Origin of the sequence: Ruminococcus sp. AF17-12 (assembly GCF_003479245.1) — a bacterium.
GTDB classification, from domain to species: Bacteria; Bacillota; Clostridia; order Lachnospirales; family Lachnospiraceae; genus Blautia_A; species Blautia_A fusiformis.
In genome coordinates, this window is the sequence record NZ_QUGY01000013.1 from 75,924 (window position 1) to 97,063 (window position 21,140).

The window sequence follows — 21,140 nt, forward strand, 5'->3', positions numbered from 1 at the left end:
TAGGAAAGGTTATAGTAAAATAGAGATATCAGAGAATATACAGGAGGCTCACGTGTCGAAGTATACGAAAGAAATAGAAAAAAGAAGAACATTTGCCATCATCTCTCATCCGGATGCTGGTAAAACAACATTAACAGAAAAATTTCTGCTGTATGGAGGGGCCATCAATCTGGCCGGAAGTGTAAAGGGTAAGGCTACGGCCCGCCATGCAGTATCAGACTGGATGGAGATCGAGAAGGAAAGAGGTATTTCCGTTACTTCATCCGTTCTTCAGTTCCATTATGACGGATATTGTATAAACATTCTGGATACACCTGGACATCAGGATTTCTCCGAGGATACCTACCGTACATTGATGGCTGCGGATTCAGCAGTTATGGTCATCGATGGATCCAAGGGTGTTGAGGCACAGACCCGTAAGCTTTTCAAGGTCTGTGTTATGAGACACATTCCGATCTTTACTTTTATCAATAAGATGGACAGAGATGCCAACGATACTTTTGATCTTCTGGATGAGATCGAAAAAGAGCTTGGTATTGCAACCTGTCCGATCAACTGGCCAATCGGCTCCGGTAAGAAATTCCGGGGTGTGTTTGATCGTAATACAAAGAAGATCCTTACCTTTTCCGATACACAGAAGGGCACCAAGGAAGGTGTGATAGAAGAGATTGATATTAATGATCCCCGTGCAGATGAGGTCATGGATCCTGAGCAGAAAGAGCAGCTGATGGAAGAAATCGAGCTTCTGGATGGCGCAAGCGCGGAGTTTTCTCAGGAAGAGGTCAGCAAAGGACAGCTGACACCGGTATTTTTCGGTTCTGCTCTTACCAACTTTGGTGTGGAAACATTTCTGGAACATTTCCTGAAGATGACCACTTCTCCGCTTCCGAGAACTGCAGACTGCGGACCGGTAGATCCTATGAGTGATGATTTTTCAGCCTTTGTATTTAAGATTCAGGCTAATATGAACAAGGCTCACAGAGACCGTATCGCATTTATGAGGATCTGTTCAGGCAAGTTTGATGCGACCAAAGAGGTTTATCATGTGCAGGGAGACAAGAAGATGCGACTTCTTCAGCCGCAGCAGATGATGGCAGAATCCCGTCATGTTGTGGAGGAGGCTTATGCAGGTGATATCATCGGTGTCTTTGACCCGGGTATTTTTTCTATTGGAGATACCATCTGCGCACCTGGAAAGAAATTTGCCTTTGAGGGGATCCCGACCTTCGCGCCGGAGCATTTCGCACGTGTGCGTCAGATCGATACCATGAAGAGAAAACAGTTTGTAAAAGGTATCAACCAGATCGCCCAGGAGGGTGCGATCCAGATATTCCAGGAGTTTAACACCGGTATGGAAGAGATCATTGTGGGTGTTGTAGGTATTCTGCAGTTTGATGTCCTGAAATACCGTCTGGAGAATGAGTACAATGTAGATATCCGTCTGGAAACACTTCCATATGAGCATATCCGCTGGATCGCCAACAAGGAGACTGTAAAAGTAGACAAGATCGTGGGAACTTCTGATATGAAGAAAGTCACAGACCTTAAAGGAAATCCGTTACTGCTTTTTGTCAATGCATGGAGTGTTGGCATGGTTGAGGATAGAAACCCTGAGCTGGTACTGACAGAATTCAGTAAATAAGCCCTTTTATTTCATAACTTTTTTTGATATAATAGTATAAAATTACGAACAAAAATATTATATCCGTAGGAGGGTTTCCCATGGCAGAAAAAAGAACAACATATAAGATACAGGATCTGGGTGGAATCGGTGAAGTTCACATTGCAGATGAAGTTGTTGCGATCGTTGCAGGACTTGCAGCAACAGATGTGGATGGAGTTGCTTCCATGGCAGGAAATATCACCAATGAGCTGGTAAGTAAACTTGGAAAGAAGAATCTGTCCAAGGGCGTGAGAGTAACCATTCTGGAAGGAGTCGTTACCGTGGATCTGTCACTGAATATCGAGTATGGCAGAAACATTCTTGAGACAAGCAAGAAGGTTCAGGAGAAGGTTAAATCCGCTATTGAGAATATGACAGGACTTGAGGTTGCAGATGTAAATATTCATATTGCCAGCGTGGATATGGAGAACGAAAAAGGAAAGTAAACCTTTCCTTTTTTCCGTCTTAGGAGGAAATTATGAGAAGAAGAGAACAGAGAGAACATGTATTTAAACTTATGTTTATGACAGAGTTTAATTCAGAAGAAGAGATGACAGAACAGCTCTCTCTTTATTTTGAAGGTCTTGGAGAACTTTCAGAACAGGACCAGGAATATATGAAGAAGAAGTACGCACATGTGAAAGAACATCTGGAAGAGATCGATGCACAGCTGAACAGTGCAAGCCGTGGATGGAAGACAAAGCGTATGAGCCGTGTAGATCTTGCAGCACTTCGTCTGGCAGTATATGAGATGGAATATGATGCAGACGTACCGACAGGAGTAGCTATCAATGAAGCGGTAGAACTCGCCAAAAGATTTGGCGGAGATGCTTCCGGTTCTTTTGTAAATGGAGTACTGGGTAAGATCGCATCTGAGAAGGATGAGAAGAAAAACGAGGAGGAGACTGCTGATACAGAAGAGAAGGCAGCAGAGGCCCCGGAAGAGAACGCATGAGAAACGTCTATTCTGTCGGTCAGGTAAACCATTATGTCAAAAATATGTTTACCCAGGATTACTTTCTCCGGAAAGTCTATGTAAAGGGAGAAGTATCCAACTGTAAATACCATACCAGCGGACATATTTATTTTTCTCTGAAAGATGAAACAGGCACATTAAGCTGTGTGATGTTTGCGGGACACCGCAGGGGTCTTGCTTTTCGCATGAAGGACGGGGATAAGGTAGTCGCAGGCGGAATTGTAGACGTATATGAGAGAGACGGGCGTTATCAGCTTTATGCAAAAGAGATCACACTGGAGGGTGCTGGTGCCCTCTATGAGCGGTATCTGGCACTGAAACAGGAACTGGAGGATATGGGGATGTTTGCCCAGGAATATAAGCAGCCCATTCCTCATTTTATTCATACCCTTGGCGTGGTGACAGCACCTACTGGTGCAGCAGTACAGGATATCCGCAATATTGCAGGCAGAAGGAATCCATATCTGCAGTTGATCCTTTATCCGGCACTTGTGCAGGGAGAGGGAGCGGCGCAGAGTATCGTAAAGGGAATCCGGATGCTGGACGAAGCAGGGGTGGACGTGATCATCGTCGGCCGTGGAGGTGGCTCTATTGAAGATCTCTGGGCCTTTAACGAGGAGAGCGTTGCCCGTGCTATTTTTGAGTGCAGGACACCGGTGATCTCGGCAGTGGGACATGAGACGGATTTTACCATTGCGGATTTTGTGGCAGATCTGCGGGCACCTACACCATCTGCTGCAGCAGAGCTGGCAGTGGACGATTTTCGCAGTGTTCTGGAGAGCTTTCATATGTACGGAGACCGTCTGCAGCGTGCTATGAACAGTAAGACAGAACTTTTTGCCGCAAAACTTAAGGCCTATGAGAACAGATTCCAGTATCTGAGCCCGGAGTCCATGTTACGTGAAAAACGTCAGTATGCATCGGAGCTGGAGGAATGTCTGCGTTCTTCCATGGAACAAAAGCTTACAGAGAAAAGACATGAACTGGCAATATGGATCCAGCGGTTTGAGGGACTTTCTCCATTAAGAAAGCTAAATGGAGGATATGCGTTTGTGTCCGACTCAGACGGACATGCGGTGACAGAGATCAGTCAGATAAAAAAAGGCGACAGGATCTCCATTGCAGTAACCGATGGAGTCATAGAAGCAGTTGCGGATCGCATCAGGAAGGAAGAGCGATAATGGCAGAGACAGAAGCAAAGAAAGAAGAGAAATCCATAGAAGATACTTTTGGGGAGCTTGATCTGCTTGCCCGGAAGCTAGAGGATAAAGAAACACCTCTTGAGGAGTCTTTCCGTCTCTACAGACAGGGAATGGAGCTCCTTAAGGATCTGAACGGAAGACTGGATACTGTAGAAAAAAAGATGCTTCAGATGAATGAGGATGGGACATTTCGTGAATTTTAAAGAAGAACTGAAAAGAAGAACAGAAGAAGCAGAACATGTGATCCGGGAATATCTTCCGGAAGAATCCGGTTTTGCAAAAACCATGGCAGAGGCCATGAATTACAGTATGACGGCAGGCGGAAAGAGACTCCGCCCGATCCTGATCAGGGAAACCTACGAGCTGTTTGGAGGAAAGGATAAGCTTTGTGAGCCTTTTATGGCGGCTATGGAGATGATCCATACACATTCGTTGATCCATGATGATCTCCCTGCACTGGATAACGATGATTACCGGAGAGGAAGGCTGACTACGCATAAAGTATACGGAGAGGCCATGGGAGTTTTAAGCGGCGTGGCACTCCTTAACAGAGCTTACGAAGTGATGCTTTCCGCTTTTGACCTGACCGGGGATAAAGACCGTGTGATAGCCGCCATGCGGATCATTGCAGATAAGACCGGTATCAACGGTATGCTGGGTGGACAGAGTGTGGATGTGGAAAACGATGGTAAACCTCTGGAACACGAGATGCTGGATTATATTTACAAAAACAAGACCTCCGCATTGATCGAGGCTTCCATGATGACCGGTGCTGTGCTGGCAGGGGCATCTGAGAAAGAACTTGAGGTTGTGGAACAGGCTGCAGAAAACATCGGGCTGGCTTTTCAGATCCAGGATGATATCCTTGATGTGACCAGTACCCAGGAGGAACTGGGAAAACCGATCCACAGTGATGAAAAAAACAACAAGGTTACCTATGTAAGCCTTGTTGGAGCCCCGGCAGCAGCCAGCAGGGTTAAAGAACTTTCTGACCATGCGGTAGAACTTTTAGACGACCTTGACAGGAAGAACGGATTTCTGGATCTTCTTGTGGAAAGTCTTGTCAGCCGCAGGAAATAGAAAGAACAAAGGAAGGGTACAAATGATTCTGGAAAAAATTAAAAAGCCAAATGATATTCATAAAGTTTCATTGGAGGATTTTCCGCGCCTTGCTGAGGAAATCAGGAGCTTTTTGATCCAGAGTGTAAGTGAGACAGGTGGCCATCTGGCATCCAATCTGGGTGTGGTGGAGCTGACTCTTGCTCTGCATAATGTGCTTGATCTTCCACAGGATAAGCTGATCTGGGATGTGGGACATCAGGCTTATACACATAAAATCCTTACAGGAAGAAAAGACGGCTTTAAGGATCTTCGTAAAGAAGGAGGTTTAAGCGGTTTTCCAAAAAGGAATGAAAGTAACTGTGATTCGTTTGATACCGGACACAGTTCCAATTCCATTTCCGCAGGACTTGGCTATGTCCGTGCCAGAGACCTGATGGGAGAGAAATACCATGTGGTTTCCGTGATCGGAGATGGTGCGCTTACCGGTGGGATGGCTTATGAAGCATTGAACAATGCGGCTGAGCTGAAGACTAATTTTATTATTATCATCAATGATAATAACATGTCTATTTCCAAGAACGTAGGAGGAATGTCCACCTATTTAAGCGCTCTGCGTACAGCTGAGACTTATACAGGAATGAAGATCGGCGTGACAAAAACACTCAAAAAGATTCCCCATGTTGGAACCGCCGTGGTAGATACGGTCCGAAAGACCAAGAGCAGCATCAAGCAGCTGATCATTCCCGGAATGCTTTTTGAAAATATGGGGCTGACTTATCTGGGACCGGTAGATGGCCATAATATGCGTCAGATGATGAAGCTTTTTAATGAGGCAAAGAGAGTGGAAGGACCGGTTGTTGTCCATGTCCTTACAGAAAAAGGCAGAGGCTATGGACCGGCATCTTCCCATCCGGAGCGTTTTCACGGAACAGGTCCTTTTGACATCCAGAGTGGCAGACCCCTTGCAGCAAAAACAGCGCCGACATATACGGATCATTTTTCCGGTGCAATATGTTCTCTGGCAGAGAAGAACAAAAAAGTAGTTGCTATTACAGCTGCTATGCCAGATGGAACCGGACTGAACCGATTCCGGAAGAAATTCCCGGAGCGTTTTTTTGATGTTGGTATTGCGGAAGAACATGCAGTAACCTTTGCGGCAGGCATGGCACTTGGGGGAATGATCCCGGTTTTTGCGGTATATTCTTCGTTCCTGCAGAGAGGGATCGATCAGATCCTTCACGATGTATGTATGCAGGATCTTCATGTGATCTTTGCCATTGACAGGGCAGGATTTGTCGGAGCAGATGGTGAAACACATCATGGATGCTTTGACCTTTCTTATTTATCCATGATCCCCAATATGACAGTTATGGCTCCCAAGAATGGAAAAGAGCTTGAGGAGATGTTGAAATTTGCAGTAGAAGAGCTGGATGGTCCCTGTGCGATCCGATATCCGAAAGGATTGGCATGTACCGATATGGAAGAATGTCATGAGCCACTTAAGAAGGGCAGAAGTGAAGTGATCACTCCAGGCAGTGAGATTGCAGTTCTCGGGGTTGGCAGCATGGTTTCTGTCTGTCAGAAGGTCTGTGAAGAGATAAGAGATCACAAAATGGCAGGAGCTACGTTTGTCAATGTCCGTTTTGTAAAGCCTCTGGATACAGAGCTTCTTGATCGGCTTTCGCAGAACCACAGTCTTTTGGTCACTGTGGAGGAGAATGTAAAAAGCGGTGGGTTCGGAGAACATGTATCTGCTTATATGGAAGCCTGTCATCCGGAAGTAAGAGTTCTTCCACTGGCAATACCGGATCATTTTATTGAGCATGGAACGGTGGACCGTCAGCGAATGAAAATAGGTTTAAATGTACAGGGAATCCTGGATGCGGTAGAACAGAGCTGGGAAAATCTTGTGAATAACAGAAAATAAAGGACATAGCCTTTGCAGAAGAATACGAAGCTGTGAGGCATTTTACAGCCCGGCACATAAAGAGCCGGGCTGTTGGAGGATAATATGAAAAAAAGACTGGATATCATGATGGTGGAACAGGGACTTGCACCGTCACGCGAAAAAGCAAAAGCGTATATCATGGCCGGGGAAGTATATGTCAACGGTCAGAAGGAAGACAAGGCTGGCTCCATGTTTGCTGAGACTGTCAAGCTGGAGGTAAGAGGAAAGACTCTTCCTTATGTCAGCAGAGGCGGACTGAAGCTGGAAAAAGCCATGAAAAATTTCGGTGTGACACTTAAGGATAAGGTGTGTATGGATGTAGGCGCATCCACCGGCGGCTTTACAGACTGTATGCTTCAGAACGGAGCGGTCAAAGTCTATTCCATTGATGTGGGATATGGACAGCTGGACTGGAAACTCAGGAATGATCCAAGAGTTGTATGCATGGAAAAAACAAATATCCGCTATGTGGTACCGGAAGATCTGGAAGGTCCGGCAGCATTTTCTTCGATCGATGTTTCTTTTATCTCCCTTACAAAAGTGCTTCTTCCTGTAAGAAACCTTCTCACAGAGGACGGAGAGATCGTATGTCTCATCAAACCTCAGTTTGAGGCCGGCAGAGAAAAAGTCGGAAAAAAAGGCGTTGTCCGTGATCCGAAGGTCCATGAAGAAGTCATTGAGAAAGTCAGAGATTATGCCATGAGTATTTTTATGGAGCCCTGTCATCTTTCCTTTTCTCCCATCAAGGGACCTGAAGGAAATATTGAATATCTCCTTCATCTGAAAAAACATCCGGAAGGAACAGAAGTACCTGTGAGTCTTGACGTATCCGTAGAGGATGTGGTAAAGGAAGCCCACGGACAGCTGGACTGATGTTTGGAAAGGACTGAAGCAATATGGACAGATTTTATATAATTCCAAACAGTGCCAAGGATCCGGAACTGACATTTTCTAATAGGATCATTGCCTATCTGGAGAAGCATGGTGCCAGGTGTCATGTGCAGAAGATCACCGAAAAAATGGAAGGACCGTATCATTATACGGACCCGGATGGGATTCCGCAGGATACACAGTGCATTATTGTACTGGGTGGAGATGGAACACTTCTGCAGGCTGCAAGGGATATGGTGCATCTGGATATCCCTCTTCTTGGAATCAATCTGGGAACTCTGGGATTTCTTGCCGAGGTGGATAAAAATTCCGTGTATCCGGCTCTGGATCGGCTTCTGTCAGATGACTATGAGCTAGAAGATCGTATGATGCTGGAAGGAAAGATCTATCGTGGAGAAGAACTTATTGGAAAAGATATCGCATTAAATGACATTGTGATCGGAAGAGAAGGACATCTCCGTGTGATCCGTTTCAAGAATTATGTTAATGATGCATATATGAATTCATACAATGCAGATGGTATCATCATTTCCACTCCGACCGGTTCTACCGGATATAGTCTGTCAGCGGGAGGTCCCGTGGTTTCTCCCAGTGCCAGTATGATGATCATGACCCCCATCGCTCCCCATACTATGAACACCCGAAGTATCATTCTTTCCGGGGAAGAGGCAGTTACAGTAGAGATCGGTGAGGGAAGACATAATACCATTGAGAAAGCGGTGGCCTCTTTCGACGGGGATACCCAGATATCCATGGTCACCGGTGACCGGATCGTGATCCGGAAAGCCACAGTCAGGACAAAAATCCTCAAGCTGAACCATCTGAGCTTTGTGGAGGTTCTGAGACAGAAAATGAGTAACAGCTGATGCAGGAGGTTCAATTTTGAAAGTAGCAAGACATGAAAAAATTATCGAACTGATCCGTCAGTACGAGATCGATACACAGGAAGAACTTGCAGCAAGACTGAATGAGGCCGGTTTTAAGGTTACGCAGGCTACCGTATCCAGAGATATCCGTGCTCTGAAAATGACAAAGGTTGCAGGCAGCAACGGAAAGTCCAGATATGCGATCCTGGAAGAACATACACCGGATGTGTTAAGTGATAAATATTCCAGAGTTTTGAAAGATGCAGTGATCGCTATGAACATCGGACAGAATATCGTAGTGGTAAAAACAATTCCGGGAATGGCCATGGCGGCAGCAGCAGCTCTTGATGCTATGAAATGGCCGGAAATCCTGGGATGTATTGCCGGAGATGATACCATTATGTGTGTGGTGAAAACCTCTGAACAGGCACCGGGTGTAGTTCAGAAGCTTGGCGGGATCTTATCCAGAGGAAAATAAAATGACAGAATATGTAAATGCTTTATACCAGAAAGGAAATCAATGTTAGTACATCTGCATGTAAAAAATCTTGCACTGATAGAGGAATCAGAGGTGGAATTCGGACCAGGCTTAAATATCTTAACTGGTGAGACCGGAGCCGGAAAATCCATTCTGTTAGGATCCATACAGCTTATCTTGGGTGGAAAAACTTCCAGAAGCATGATTCGTGAAAATGCTTCCTATGCCCTGGTAGAGTTGCTGTTTCAGGTTGAAAACACGAAAGCCAGAGAGTCCCTTGCGGCGCTTGACATCTATCCGGAAGACGGACAGGTGCTGATGTCCCGCAAGATCATGGACGGCAGAAGTATCAACAAGATTAACGGAGAGACAAGTACTGTCAGCCAGATGAAAGCAGCAGCAGCCTGTCTTCTGGACATTCACGGACAGCATGAGCATCAGTCACTTCTGTATGGAGACCGCCAGCTGGCTATTTTGGATGTATACGGAAAAGAACAGATCCTTCCTGCCAGGGAGAAGGTCCGGAAAGCTTATCAGGAGTATCGGGACTGTGTGGATCAGCTGAAAGCACTGGATATGGATGAGGAACAGCGCAACCGTGAAAAAGCCTTTCTGGAATTTGAGATCAATGAGATCGAGGAGGCAGCTCTTATTCCGGGAGAGGACGAAACACTGGAGGACCGCTACCGGAAGCTGAGCAATGCCAGAAGAATCATGGAAACAGCACAAATGGTTCGTGGGATGACCGGATATGAACAGGGCGCCGCAGATATGACCGGAAATGCCCTGAAAGAGTTTTCAAGAATTGCAGATTACGATAAGGAGCTTGCACCTTTACAGGAAGCTCTTGTGGAAATCGATTCACTTCTCAGTGACTTCTGCCGTGATCTGTCCTCTTATATGGATAGTTTGACTTTTGACGAAGAAACTTTTTTTGAAACAGAAAAAAGACTGGATCTGATCAATAGTCTGAAGGCAAAGTATGGACAGACGATCCATGAAATTTTGTCTTATCAGAAGGAACAGCAGGAAAAATTAGAAAAACTTCAAAGATTCGAAGAAAATTTCCGGTTACTGAAAGAAAAACTTATGCAGGCAGAAAAGATTCTTGAGGAAGCTTCGCATGAACTTTCAGAGATCCGGAAAGAATACAGTAAGCAGCTAGATGAAAAGATTATCGAAGGATTGAAGGAACTGAATTTTGAGGATGTGGATTTTTCTATTCGTTTTGACCGCAGAAAAAATTATACAGATAATGGTTATGATGCGGTGGAATATGAGATTTCCACAAATCCAGGTGAGAGCAGAAAACCGCTGGGACAGATCGTATCCGGTGGTGAGCTTTCCAGGATCATGCTTGCCATCAAAGCGATCCTTGCAGATAAAGATCAGATCGATACACTGATCTTTGATGAGATCGATACAGGGATCAGTGGGCGTACTGCACAGAAGGTCTCTGAAAAAATGGCAGTGATCGGACAGCACAGGCAGGTGCTTTGTATCACACATCTTCCACAGATCGCAGCAATGGCAGATACCCATTTTGAGATTGAGAAACATGTAGAAGGAACAGAAACTATCACCCAGATCCATCCTCTGGAAGGAGAGGAATCTGTTCGTGAGCTTGCCAGACTTCTGGGCGGTGCCCAGATCACGCCGGCTGTTCTTGGAAATGCAAGAGAGATGAAGGAATTGGCACAGCAACAAAAAAATACAAGACTGAAATAATTTATACGTTACATACTAAGAGAGGACGGCCGAAAGGTCGGTCCTCTTTTTTAACCGAATCAAGTCAGTCCCCTGCTTCAGTTGCGAAAAGCAATAGGCAGTGGGTGGGGATTTGCTTGTATCAGAAAATTACAAAGGATGTGACGTAAGATGAACAGAAAAAGAAAATACCGATGTTGGCTCCTTGTATTTCTTGCGCTGGATCTGATTCTGATGGGATGGCTGGGCTACCGGCTTCTGGACAGAAAGATCCCGGATCAGATCCTGGTGGATCATGAGGACAGCCGGGACGTAGCCAATCTTCTTAAACGCCCTTTTATCAGCTTTGATGATGCGATCACCGTTTCAGGAAAAGACAGCTATAAGTTGCACTGCAGACTCTTGGGAGTGATCCCTTTTAAAGATGTGAAGGTAAAAAATATAACTGCAAAAGAAGTATATGCAAGCGGAGATGCAGTAGGTATTTATATGCAGACGAAAGGAGTTCTGATCATTGATACAGGCGAGATTCTTTCGGAAAGTGGTGAGATGGAAGAACCGGCCCGGGACATTGTAAAGCCGGGAGATTATATTGTGGCTTTTGATCAGAACCGGATCCAGTGCAAGCAGGATCTTCTGGAGGATCTTGCAGATCTTTGCGGAGAATCTGTAACACTGAAGGTCCGCCGGGGAAAGGAGACGATTCCCCTGTCCCTGACGCCTGTGAAAGATGAGAAAGGAAACTATAAGCTTGGCATCTGGGTGAGGGACGATACACAGGGAATCGGAACCCTGACTTATGTGGACGAAAATGGAGGGTTCGGTGCTCTTGGTCACGGGATCAGCGATGTGGATACCGGCGAACTTTTAAGTATCGCAGATGGAAATCTTTACAACGCCCAGATTCTGGGGATCCGGAAAGGAGAAAAAGGAAATCCTGGAGAACTATCTGGTCTGATCCGATACGAAGCTGACAATATCCTGGGTGAGATTTCCGAAAACAGTAAAAACGGCATTTTTGGAACTGTGGATGCTGATCAGGTGAAAAATCTGGATCTGAAGAAGATTCCTGTGGGTTACAAACAGGATCTGAAAATTGGACCCGCATCTGTTCTCTGCTGCACAGACGGCGAAGTAAAAGAATATGCCGCGGAGATCACCAGGATCGATATGAACCATGAGGATTCTAATAAGAGCTTCGTGATCCAGATTACAGATAAAGAACTCCTGGAAAAAACAGGTGGGATCGTTCAGGGAATGTCTGGAAGTCCTGTGCTTCAGAACGGAAAACTCTTTGGTGCCGTGACTCATGTATTTGTGCAGGATTCTACCGGCGGATATGGGATTTTTATTGAAAATATGACAGGCAATGCATAATCTGCAGTTGAGGAAAGAGGCACAAAAACATGGAAAAAGTCCGGGAAAAGTGCCTCTTTTTTATATGGGGAAAAATGCCGGATACAGATTGAAATACCTACATTTTGGTGAATTTTGTGATATATAAGAGAAAAAATGTCGAAAAATATCGTACGAAAGTGTGATAAAATAACTACTTTTATCTTGATTTTACTACAGGATTTCCACTATAATAATTTTGTCGCCAGCAAGGGGAAAGCGCAGGCAGCTAACAGTGTCGGTTACTGCCGTGGTGACAGGGGGTATGTCTGGAAACCCAAGGAGATAGAAGTTAGGAGGGTCCTCATGGACAAATTAAATGTTGCAATTGCTGATGATAACGCGAAAATGACAGACATGCTCGGTCAGATGATCGAAGAAGATAAAGACCTTGAACTGGTCGGAAAAGCACACAACGGAGAAGAAATCTGTAACATAATCAAAGATAAGGAGCCGGATGTGGTGATTCTCGACATCATTATGCCGAAGATGGACGGCCTTTCCGTTATGGAGAAATTTTCCCATAACGCAAATGTCAAAAAAGTTCCAGTGTTTATCGTATTATCTGCAATTGGACAGGAGAGGATTACAGAGGATGCATTCAGTCTTGGAGCAGACTATTATGTTTTGAAGCCTTTTGACAACACCACACTTTTAAACCGGATCAAACATATTCGGAAGATTGGGGACAGAAGAGTGCGGGAGATTGCAAGGCCAGGTATCACAGAAACCAAAAAGCCTCAGCCGGAGAGGAATCTGGAAACCGATGTGACGAATATCATTCATGAGATCGGAGTTCCGGCACACATCAAGGGGTATCAGTATTTAAGGGATGCGATCATTTTGTCTGTCAATGACATGGAAATGCTCAATTCCATTACCAAGGTATTATATCCAACCATTGCGAAACGCCATCAGACAACACCGAGCAGAGTGGAGCGGGCGATCCGACATGCGATCGAGGTGGCATGGAGCCGGGGAAAGATGGATACCATTGATGAATTGTTTGGATATACTGTAAGCACCGGAAAAGGGAAACCCACGAATTCTGAATTTATAGCACTGATCGCAGATAAAATCAGACTAGAATATAAAAATCGGTCTTTAAATTAGATGAATTTTGGAGTATAATCATAAATAAAAACGGGTGTACCCAGGGAGGGGAATACAGATGAAAAAAATTCTGTTTGCTACATCAGAAGCAGTACCTTTTATCAAAACAGGAGGACTCGCTGATGTTGCCGGCTCACTGCCTAAGTGCTTTGACAAAAAATATTTTGATATCCGCGTGATCTTACCGAAATATGCCTGTATGAAACAGGAATGGAAAGACAAAATGGAGTATGTGACCCATTTTTATATGGATCTGGGATTTAAGAACTGCTATGTAGGCATTATGCAGATGCAGTATGACGGGATCCAGTTTTACTTCATTGACAATGAATATTATTTCAGCGGTCCGAAACCATATGACAGCGTACCATGGGATCTTGAGAAATTTGCTTTCTTTTCCAAAGCTGTGTTATCGGTTCTTCCGGTGATCGGATTCAGACCGGATATCATCCACTGTCATGACTGGCAGACAGGACTTGTTCCGGTTTACCTTCACGATTCTTTCCAGGAGAATGAATTCTTCCGTGGAATCAAGACTGTTATGACAATACATAACCTGAAATTTCAGGGTGTATGGGATGTTAAGACTGTTAAGGATATCACAGGCCTTTCCGATTACTACTTTGCGCCGGATAAACTGGAAGCATACAAGGACGCAAACTTCCTAAAGGGCGGTATGGTATTTGCAGATGCCATTACCACAGTAAGTAATACCTATGCAGAAGAGATCAAGACACCGTTTTATGGTGAGAAGCTGGACGGACTTCTCAATGCGAGAGCCAACAGCCTGCGTGGTATTGTAAATGGTATTGATTACAATGAATTCAATCCGGAGACAGATCCGAATATCACCAAGAACTACAATGCAAAGAACTTCCGCAAGGAGAAGATCAAGAACAAGATCCAGCTTCAGAAAGATCTTGGACTTGAGCAGGATCCGAAAGCTATGATGATCGGTATTGTATCCCGCCTGACAGATCAGAAGGGATTTGATCTGATCGCTTATATTATGGACGAACTGTGTCAGGATGCGGTTCAGATCGTTGCTCTTGGTACCGGTGAGGAACGTTATGAGAATATGTTCCGTCATTTTGACTGGAAGTATCATGGCAAGGTATCTGCACAGATCTACTATGATGAGGCAATGTCTCACAGAATTTATGCAGCATCTGACGCATTTCTGATGCCGTCACTGTTTGAGCCATGTGGCTTAAGCCAGCTGATGAGCCTTCGTTATGGAACTCTTCCGATCGTCAGAGAGACCGGTGGTCTGAAGGATACAGTTGTCCCGTACAATGAATTCGAGGGAACCGGAACAGGATTCTCCTTCGTAAATTACAATGCACATGAAATGCTTGCTACGATCCGTTATGCAGAGAGTGTATATTATGACAAGAAACGTGAATGGAATAAAATGGTAGATCGCGCGATGGCTGCAGATTTTTCCTGGAACAATTCCGCACGCCAGTATGAGGAAATGTACAATTGGTTAATTGGTGAGTAAGGATTCACCGAAGCGGTTCTCGCAATAAAAAGGCGCAGACGACAGATAATATGTCGTTTGCGCTTTTTTATTGCGGGAATATACATGGATGTTATTGTATGTCTGAAAAAAATATGAAGATGTTTGTTTATCAAACAGGAATTGTGCTAAAGTGAGAAAAAATATAAATGTTAATGATAAATAACTTTTGAATTGGTATTATTTATATGAAACTTATCAGATTAATCAGTTATTGTCAAATAACTTAAATTGTGTTACATTTATATTAATACATCGTTTTTGAAATAACTATACCATTCACTTGTCTGTGAATCCGATTGATATAGTTATTTACGAAACGATGTACCAGTGGATAATACAGATATATGTATTGACCATGTAAATTGTACTTATGATGAGGTGACAATATGACACTGGACAAATTAAAGACTGGAGAATGTGGCAGAATCATCAGTGTTCGTGGCGAGGGGGAGCTGAGACATCATCTTCTGGATATGGGGCTTACACCGGGGACAGAAGTGTCTCTTCGTAAAACAGCTCCTATGGGAGATCCGGTACAGCTTGTGCTGCGCGGATATGAGCTGACATTGCGGCTGGCGGAAGCTGCAAAGATTGAGATCGTATCGATCGAATCCATGACGGAAACGAAGAAAGAAAATGAACGGCATCAGCCGATTGCTCATCCTGGTGTGGGAGAACTTGGAAAGGCTCGAGATTATCGCAAGAACCGGATCGGTGATACGATTCCCAAAGGGGAACCGATCACGTTTGCACTGGCAGGTAATCAGAACTGTGGAAAGACAACTCTTTTTAATCAGCTGACAGGCTCCAATCAGCATGTTGGTAACTTTCCGGGTGTAACTGTTGACAAGAAAGAAGGAAGCATCCGGAGGCATCCGGAGGCAACGGTAACGGATCTTCCTGGAATCTATTCACTTTCCCCGTATTCCAGCGAGGAGATCGTAACAAGAGATTTTCTGCTGAATGAGAAGCCGACAGGAATCATTAATATTGTAGATGCTTCCAATATTGAGAGAAATCTTTATCTTACCATGCAGCTGATGGAGCTTGGAATCCCAATGGTGCTGGCCTTAAATATGATGGATGAGGTAAGGGCAAATGGAGGCTCTGTTCGGATCAATGAACTGGAGGAGATTTTAGGAATTCCGGTTGTACCTATTTCAGCAGCGAAGAATGAAGGAATTGATGAGCTGATCGATCATGCAGTCCATGTTGCAAGATACAGAGAAGCACCAGGAAGAATTGATTTCTGTACTGACAATCAGTCACCGAAGGATCCGGTAGGCGCACTTCACAGATGTATCCATGCAGCCGTTCATCTGATCGAACCCTATGCAAAAAAAACAGGACTTCCTGTACGTTTTGCAGCTACGAAGATCGTAGAGAAAGATTCTCTGATCGAAAAACGTCTGGATTTGCCTGAAGGTGAAAAAAAGGTTCTTGATGGGCTGGTACATGTTATGGAGAAGGATGGCGGTCTGGACCGTGAGGCAGCTCTTGCGAACATGCGCTTCAATTTTATTGAAAAGCTTTGTGAGAAAACTGTGGTAAAACCGGCAGAAAGCCGTGAACATAAACGAAGTGTCGCCATAGATCGTATCCTTACCGGAAAATATACAGCAATTCCCTGTTTTGTGGGAATTATGGCAATTGTATTTGTGATGACGTTTAATTATCTGGGAGCCTGGCTTTCAGACGGAATGACTATGGTCGTGAACTGGGTAATTGCACTTATTGGCAGGGGACTGGAGGTGGCAGGTGTCAGCTCAGTACTGCAGTCACTGGTTGTGGATGGAATTTTAAGCGGTATCGGAAGCGTGATCGGATTTCTTCCTACGATCGTTACTTTGTTTTTCTTCCTGTCAATCCTGGAAGATACCGGATATATGGCTCGTGTAGCCTTTGTTATGGACAAGCTCCTTCGAAAGATCGGACTTTCCGGAAGAAGCTTTGTGCCGATGCTGATCGGATTCGGCTGTTCGGTGCCGGCCATTATGGCAACCAGAACATTATCCAGTGAACGTGACCGGAAAATGACGATCCTGATTACTCCGTTTATGAGCTGCAGTGCCAAGCTTCCGATCTACGGACTTCTCACCAGTGCATTTTTCCCGAAGCAGTGGAGAGGAGTTGTGATGATCAGCCTTTATTTTGCAGGAATTCTCTGCGGGATCCTGTATGCGCTGATCCTGAAAAAGACGAAATATAAGGGAGAGCCGGTTCCGTTTGTCATGGAGCTTCCCAATTACCGGCTTCCTTCTGCAAAAAGTGTAGGACAGCTGATCTGGGAAAAGGCGAAGGACTTTATCCAGAAAGCGTTTACAATTATTTTTGCGGCAACGCTGATCGTGTGGTTCCTGCAGAACTTTGATGCAGGTCTTAACCTTGTTACCAGCACAGATCAGAGCCTTCTGGCAAAGATCGGAAGCATCGTGGCACCACTTTTTGCTCCGCTGGGCTTTGGTGACTGGAGAGTATCCACCGCATTGATCACGGGCTTTATGGCAAAAGAGAGTGTTGTGTCTACGCTGACAGTCCTTCTGGGCGGAAATACGGCGTTGCTTCAGACGTTGTTTACACCGTTTACTGCTTACGTATTTTTGATCTTTACCTTGCTCTATACACCCTGTGTTGCAGCTATTGCAACTGTGCGTCGGGAGATGGGAACTGTAAGAGCTGCCGCCGGTATTGTAGCAGTACAGTGTGCCACTGCATGGATCGTTGCGTTTGCGGTACATGGTGTGGGAATGATGCTTGGATTATAGAAAAAATACCTTACATATGGCTTTTCACAAACTGCAGAAAACATTCTGCAGAGGTTGTGAGAGCCATATTTTTTTTATGGGCAATTCCAACAGATAGCTTTTTCAGTCCATTAACCGGGACAGCAACAAGCGAAGGCTGACGAAAGAACTGAAAGCTGCTTTCTGTAAGAAGGCTGATCCCTTCGCCAATTTCCACTGCGCTGACAATAGATTCTGCGCGGGCAGTACGCAGAAGCTGAGGGTGGATCCCTGCATTATGAAAACTTTGCATACAGAAACGGTAAATGGAGGTGTGCGGAGGCATCAGGATAAAAGATTCTTTTTTCAGTTCGGAAAGAGAGACCGATTTTTTGGACGCAGAGGGATGAGCTTCAGGAAAAACAGCAACCAGACGGTCTGCTGTGAGAGCATGAAAAGTATAGAGCTCCGGGTCTATCATGTGTTTTCGTACAAAGATCAGATTAAAAAAGTCTTTTTCAAGACCGGAAAGAAGTTCTTCGTCTTCTACCTCCTTCAGAGAAAAAGAAAGCTCCGGGTGTGTATCACAAAAACTGTGTATCACAGAAGTAAGATGGTACTGAGAAAGAAAAGGAAGTGTTCCAATATGAAGTGCCTGGAGCTTACTGTCCTTAAAATGGTACACTGCTTCCAGAGAACGATGATACTGTCTGGAAATCTTAAGTGCTTCTTTGTAAAAAAACTCTCCTTCAGGAGTAAGCACAGCAGTACGCTTGCTGCGGTCCCATAAGGTAAGCTCCAGTTCTTTTTCCAGTTTCATGATCTGCTTGGAAAGGGAGGACTGGGAGATATGCATAGCTTCTGCAGCATCAAAAAAAGTCCGGGATTGAGCTGCACAGATAAAATAGTCGATCTGTTCAAGAGTCATGGTAACACCTGCCTTTTAGAAAATAGTGACAAATCATTCCATATTGGAAACAATTATATCATAGAAAGAATTGATTCACCATGTAAAAAAGAGATAAAATAACATAAGAAAATAAAGATGTTACTGAGAACGGAGTGAACAGTAATATAAAGATAACGCAGGAGGTTTTTTATGGCAGAAAAAGTAAGAGATCTGAGAAGTGCTCTGGCACTTCTGGAGCAGATGCCAGATCAGCTGATCGAAACAGAGGTGGAAGTTGATCCGATGGCAGAGCTTGCAGGGGTATATCGTTATGTAGGAGCCGGTGGAACGGTGAAGCGTCCCACAAAGGAAGGACCTGCCATGATCTTTAATCGTATAAAAGGACACCCGGATGCAAGAGTAGCTATCGGTCTTCTGGCAAGCAGAAAAAGGGTTGCTGCTTTACTTGACACTCAGCCGGAAAATCTTGGAAAGATGCTCTGCAAAAGCGTGGAGAATCCAATTCCACCGGTCGATCTTGAAAGTGATGCACCGTGTCAGCAGGTGGTGCATAAGGCAGCAGATCCGGATTTTGACCTCTATAAGCTGGTTCCTGCGCCAACGAACACACCGGATGATGCGGGCCCGTATATCACACTTGGCATGTGCTACGCCACACACCCGGATACTGGAGTTCACGATGTGACCATTCATCGTCTTTGCATTCAGGGAAAAGATGAGCTTTCCATTTTCTTTACACCTGGTGCCAGACATATCGGAGCAATGGCAGAGCGTGCTGAGGAGCTGGGACAAAGGCTGCCGATTTCTATCAGTATCGGAGTTGATCCTGCTATTGAGATCGGTTCCTGTTTTGAGCCGCCTACAACACCACTGGGGTATGATGAGCTGTCTGTAGCCGGTGCACTGCGCAAAGAGCCGGTGAAACTCTGTAAATGTTTAACCGTTAACGAGCGTGCCATCGCCAATGCGGAATACGTGATCGAGGGAGAAGTGATTCCGGGTGTGCGTGTAAAGGAAGATCAGAACAGCAATACCGGATACGCCATGCCGGAGTTTCCGGGATATACAGGGCCTGCAAGTGATCAGTGCTGGCTGATCAAGGTTACAGCAGTGACACATCGTGAAAATCCGATCATGCAGACCTGTATCGGGCCAAGTGAGGAGCACGTATCCATGGCGGGAATCCCTACAGAGGCCAGCATCTATGGCATGGTGGAAAAAGCAATGCCTGGAAGACTTCAGAACGTATACTGCAGCAGTGCCGGAGGTGGAAAGTATATGGCTGTCCTTCAGTTTAAAAAGCTTTCTCAAAGTGATGAGGGAAGACAGCGTCAGGCTGCACTTCTTGCATTTTCCGCCTTCAGTGAGCTGAAAAATGTATTTCTGGTAGATGAAGATGTGGACTGCTTTGATATGAATGACGTACTTTGGGCGATGAATACGAGATTCCAGGGGGATGTGGATGTGATCACCATTCCGGGTGTCCGTTGTCATCCTCTTGATCCGTCTAATGATCCTGCATTTTCTCCAAGTATCCGTGATCATGGAATTGCATGCAAGACTATTTTTGACTGTACGGTGCCTTATGATCTGAAGGAAGATTTTCACAGAGCCCGTTTTATGGAACTGGATCCGGAGAAATGGCTGAAAAAATGAAAAAGAGAATTATAGTTGGTGCGACAGGTGCAAGCGGCCTGCCGCTCCTTGTAAAATGTCTGGAGATCATCCGGGAGAATCTGGATTTTGAGTCTTATCTGATCATGAGTTCCAGTGCAGAGCTGACTCTTCGCCAGGAGACGGAGCTGGAACCGGAGGATGTGAAACGATTGGCAGATCATGTATGTGCACCGGGAGAAATTGGGGCAAAACCGGCCAGTGGTTCTTTCAAAACAGAGGGGATGCTGATCGTGCCCTGCAGCATGAAGACGATCGCGGGGATCCACAGTGGCTATGCGGATAATCTTATTCTGCGTGCGGCAGATGTGACGGTCAAGGAACAGAGAACACTGGTGCTGGCAGCCAGAGAAACACCGTTAAGCGGGATTCATCTCCGAAATCTTTATGAGCTTTCCATGCTTCCGGGAGTGCGGATCATTCCGCCGATGCTGACGTTTTATCATAAACCGGAGAGCATTGATGATATGGTGTATCATATTGCGGCAAAGCTTTTGGAACCGTTTGGGATCGAAGCAAAGGAGTATCGCAGATGGAATGGATTGTAAAAGAGTGTGTGGAGACTGCAGGCTGTAAGCTGGAGGTCAGTGCTGCATTTGTTGGAGAGGATGTGCTTATCTGTCTGAAAGGCGGAGAGAGACCTCATCTGGGATGTGTGGTGCAGACGGAACCGAGAGTGTCTCTGACAGGGGATGGTTCTGTGAGTGCGACTTCTTCAGTTTTGAATTTTCCGGGACATAAGGACGAGGTGATCTGCCGGTGGATGGCGGAGCAGGTTTCGAAAGAGCTGGGAAAGAGAGTGGTTTGCACCGGGGGATTTCATAAGGATGGTATTTCGGAGAAAGAGATCCGGGAGGTGCAGGGAAGTGTTGTGCGTCTGACAGAGATGGTGATAGAAGGACTGCAGCGGTAGTTGAGTAACGAACGGCCGGAACCTGCTAAAGTTATTTTCCAAAAGTCCGAAACTTTCTTCGCTCAAACAGCGAATTTTTGAAAAATAACGCAGA

At 45.2% G+C, this 21,140-nt stretch carries 19 protein-coding genes; 18 read left to right on the forward strand and 1 reads right to left on the reverse strand.

Annotated elements, in window-relative coordinates; genetic code table 11:
* The first annotated feature begins 52 nt into the window (after nt 1-52).
* The 15 genes from DWW77_RS13850 to feoB all read left to right on the forward strand — a co-directional run bounded on the left by DWW77_RS13850 (nt 53) and on the right by feoB (nt 17,591).
* Nucleotides 53-1,642: a peptide chain release factor 3 gene (locus DWW77_RS13850; protein WP_118608914.1), complete on the forward strand. Its 1,590-nt coding sequence runs from the start codon at nt 53-55 to the stop codon at nt 1,640-1,642.
* Nucleotides 1,643-1,722: 80 nt separating this feature from the next.
* A complete protein-coding gene (locus DWW77_RS13855) occupies nt 1,723-2,109 on the forward strand; it encodes an Asp23/Gls24 family envelope stress response protein (protein WP_015524453.1) in 387 nt (128 codons plus the stop codon).
* Between the two features lie 32 nt (nt 2,110-2,141).
* The gene (nusB, locus tag DWW77_RS13860; protein WP_015524454.1) at nt 2,142-2,618 is read left to right on the forward strand and encodes a transcription antitermination factor NusB; all 477 of its coding nucleotides are present in this window, start codon (nt 2,142-2,144) and stop codon (nt 2,616-2,618) included.
* Nucleotides 2,615-3,820, forward strand: a complete 1,206-nt coding sequence (gene xseA / locus DWW77_RS13865; protein ID WP_118513313.1) for an exodeoxyribonuclease VII large subunit — start codon at nt 2,615-2,617, stop codon at nt 3,818-3,820. Before nusB ends, xseA begins: the two co-directional genes overlap by 4 nt.
* Nucleotides 3,820-4,044 (forward strand): exodeoxyribonuclease VII small subunit, encoded by a 225-nt coding sequence (xseB, locus tag DWW77_RS13870; RefSeq protein ID WP_118513312.1) that lies wholly within the window; start codon nt 3,820-3,822, stop codon nt 4,042-4,044. The genes xseA and xseB overlap by 1 nt, the downstream gene beginning before the upstream one ends.
* The gene (locus DWW77_RS13875) at nt 4,016-4,921 is read left to right on the forward strand and encodes a polyprenyl synthetase family protein (RefSeq protein ID WP_353616942.1); all 906 of its coding nucleotides are present in this window, start codon (nt 4,016-4,018) and stop codon (nt 4,919-4,921) included. Before xseB ends, DWW77_RS13875 begins: the two co-directional genes overlap by 29 nt.
* Before the next feature lie 22 nt (nt 4,922-4,943).
* Complete coding sequence (gene dxs / locus DWW77_RS13880; RefSeq protein ID WP_182431225.1) at nt 4,944-6,830, forward strand: 1-deoxy-D-xylulose-5-phosphate synthase; 1,887 nt, start codon at nt 4,944-4,946, stop codon at nt 6,828-6,830.
* An 84-nt stretch (nt 6,831-6,914) separates the two neighbouring features.
* On the forward strand, nt 6,915-7,724 hold the full coding sequence (locus DWW77_RS13885) for a TlyA family RNA methyltransferase (RefSeq protein ID WP_021650688.1): 810 nt from the start codon (nt 6,915-6,917) through the stop codon (nt 7,722-7,724).
* 23 nt (nt 7,725-7,747) lie between these two features.
* Complete coding sequence (locus DWW77_RS13890) at nt 7,748-8,608, forward strand: NAD(+)/NADH kinase (RefSeq protein WP_118608916.1); 861 nt, start codon at nt 7,748-7,750, stop codon at nt 8,606-8,608.
* Between the two features lie 16 nt (nt 8,609-8,624).
* A complete protein-coding gene (argR, locus tag DWW77_RS13895) occupies nt 8,625-9,086 on the forward strand; it encodes an arginine repressor (RefSeq protein WP_021650687.1) in 462 nt (153 codons plus the stop codon).
* A gap of 42 nt (nt 9,087-9,128) precedes the next feature.
* Entirely contained in the window at nt 9,129-10,814 is a 1,686-nt protein-coding gene (gene recN, locus DWW77_RS13900; protein ID WP_118608917.1) for a DNA repair protein RecN, read from the forward strand.
* A gap of 150 nt (nt 10,815-10,964) precedes the next feature.
* Complete coding sequence (spoIVB, locus tag DWW77_RS13905) at nt 10,965-12,170, forward strand: SpoIVB peptidase (protein ID WP_118608918.1); 1,206 nt, start codon at nt 10,965-10,967, stop codon at nt 12,168-12,170.
* Nucleotides 12,171-12,494: 324 nt separating this feature from the next.
* Entirely contained in the window at nt 12,495-13,301 is an 807-nt protein-coding gene (gene spo0A, locus DWW77_RS13910) for a sporulation transcription factor Spo0A (RefSeq protein ID WP_015524464.1), read from the forward strand.
* 58 nt (nt 13,302-13,359) lie between these two features.
* The gene (gene glgA, locus DWW77_RS13915) at nt 13,360-14,805 is read left to right on the forward strand and encodes a glycogen synthase GlgA (RefSeq protein ID WP_118608919.1); all 1,446 of its coding nucleotides are present in this window, start codon (nt 13,360-13,362) and stop codon (nt 14,803-14,805) included.
* A gap of 407 nt (nt 14,806-15,212) precedes the next feature.
* Nucleotides 15,213-17,591: a ferrous iron transport protein B gene (gene feoB, locus DWW77_RS13920; protein ID WP_118608920.1), complete on the forward strand. Its 2,379-nt coding sequence runs from the start codon at nt 15,213-15,215 to the stop codon at nt 17,589-17,591.
* Nucleotides 17,592-17,601: 10 nt separating this feature from the next.
* Here the strand turns inward: feoB and DWW77_RS13925 are convergent, their stop codons facing one another.
* Nucleotides 17,602-18,477 (reverse strand): LysR family transcriptional regulator, encoded by an 876-nt coding sequence (locus DWW77_RS13925; RefSeq protein ID WP_118608921.1) that lies wholly within the window; start codon nt 18,475-18,477, stop codon nt 17,602-17,604.
* Nucleotides 18,478-18,648: 171 nt separating this feature from the next.
* Here DWW77_RS13925 and DWW77_RS13930 point away from each other — a divergent pair, with 171 nt between their 5' ends.
* From DWW77_RS13930 to lpdD, 3 genes are read left to right on the forward strand one after another with little or no spacing between them, the layout of a single operon-like run.
* Nucleotides 18,649-20,115 carry a UbiD family decarboxylase gene (locus DWW77_RS13930; protein WP_118608922.1) on the forward strand — a complete coding sequence of 489 codons (1,467 nt, stop codon included), beginning with the start codon at nt 18,649-18,651 and terminating at the stop codon, nt 20,113-20,115.
* The gene (locus tag DWW77_RS13935) at nt 20,112-20,681 is read left to right on the forward strand and encodes a UbiX family flavin prenyltransferase (protein WP_182431226.1); all 570 of its coding nucleotides are present in this window, start codon (nt 20,112-20,114) and stop codon (nt 20,679-20,681) included. Before DWW77_RS13930 ends, DWW77_RS13935 begins: the two co-directional genes overlap by 4 nt.
* A complete protein-coding gene (lpdD, locus tag DWW77_RS13940; protein ID WP_021650678.1) occupies nt 20,666-21,046 on the forward strand; it encodes a prenylated flavin chaperone LpdD in 381 nt (126 codons plus the stop codon). The genes DWW77_RS13935 and lpdD overlap by 16 nt, the downstream gene beginning before the upstream one ends.
* Nucleotides 21,047-21,140 lie beyond the last annotated feature (94 nt).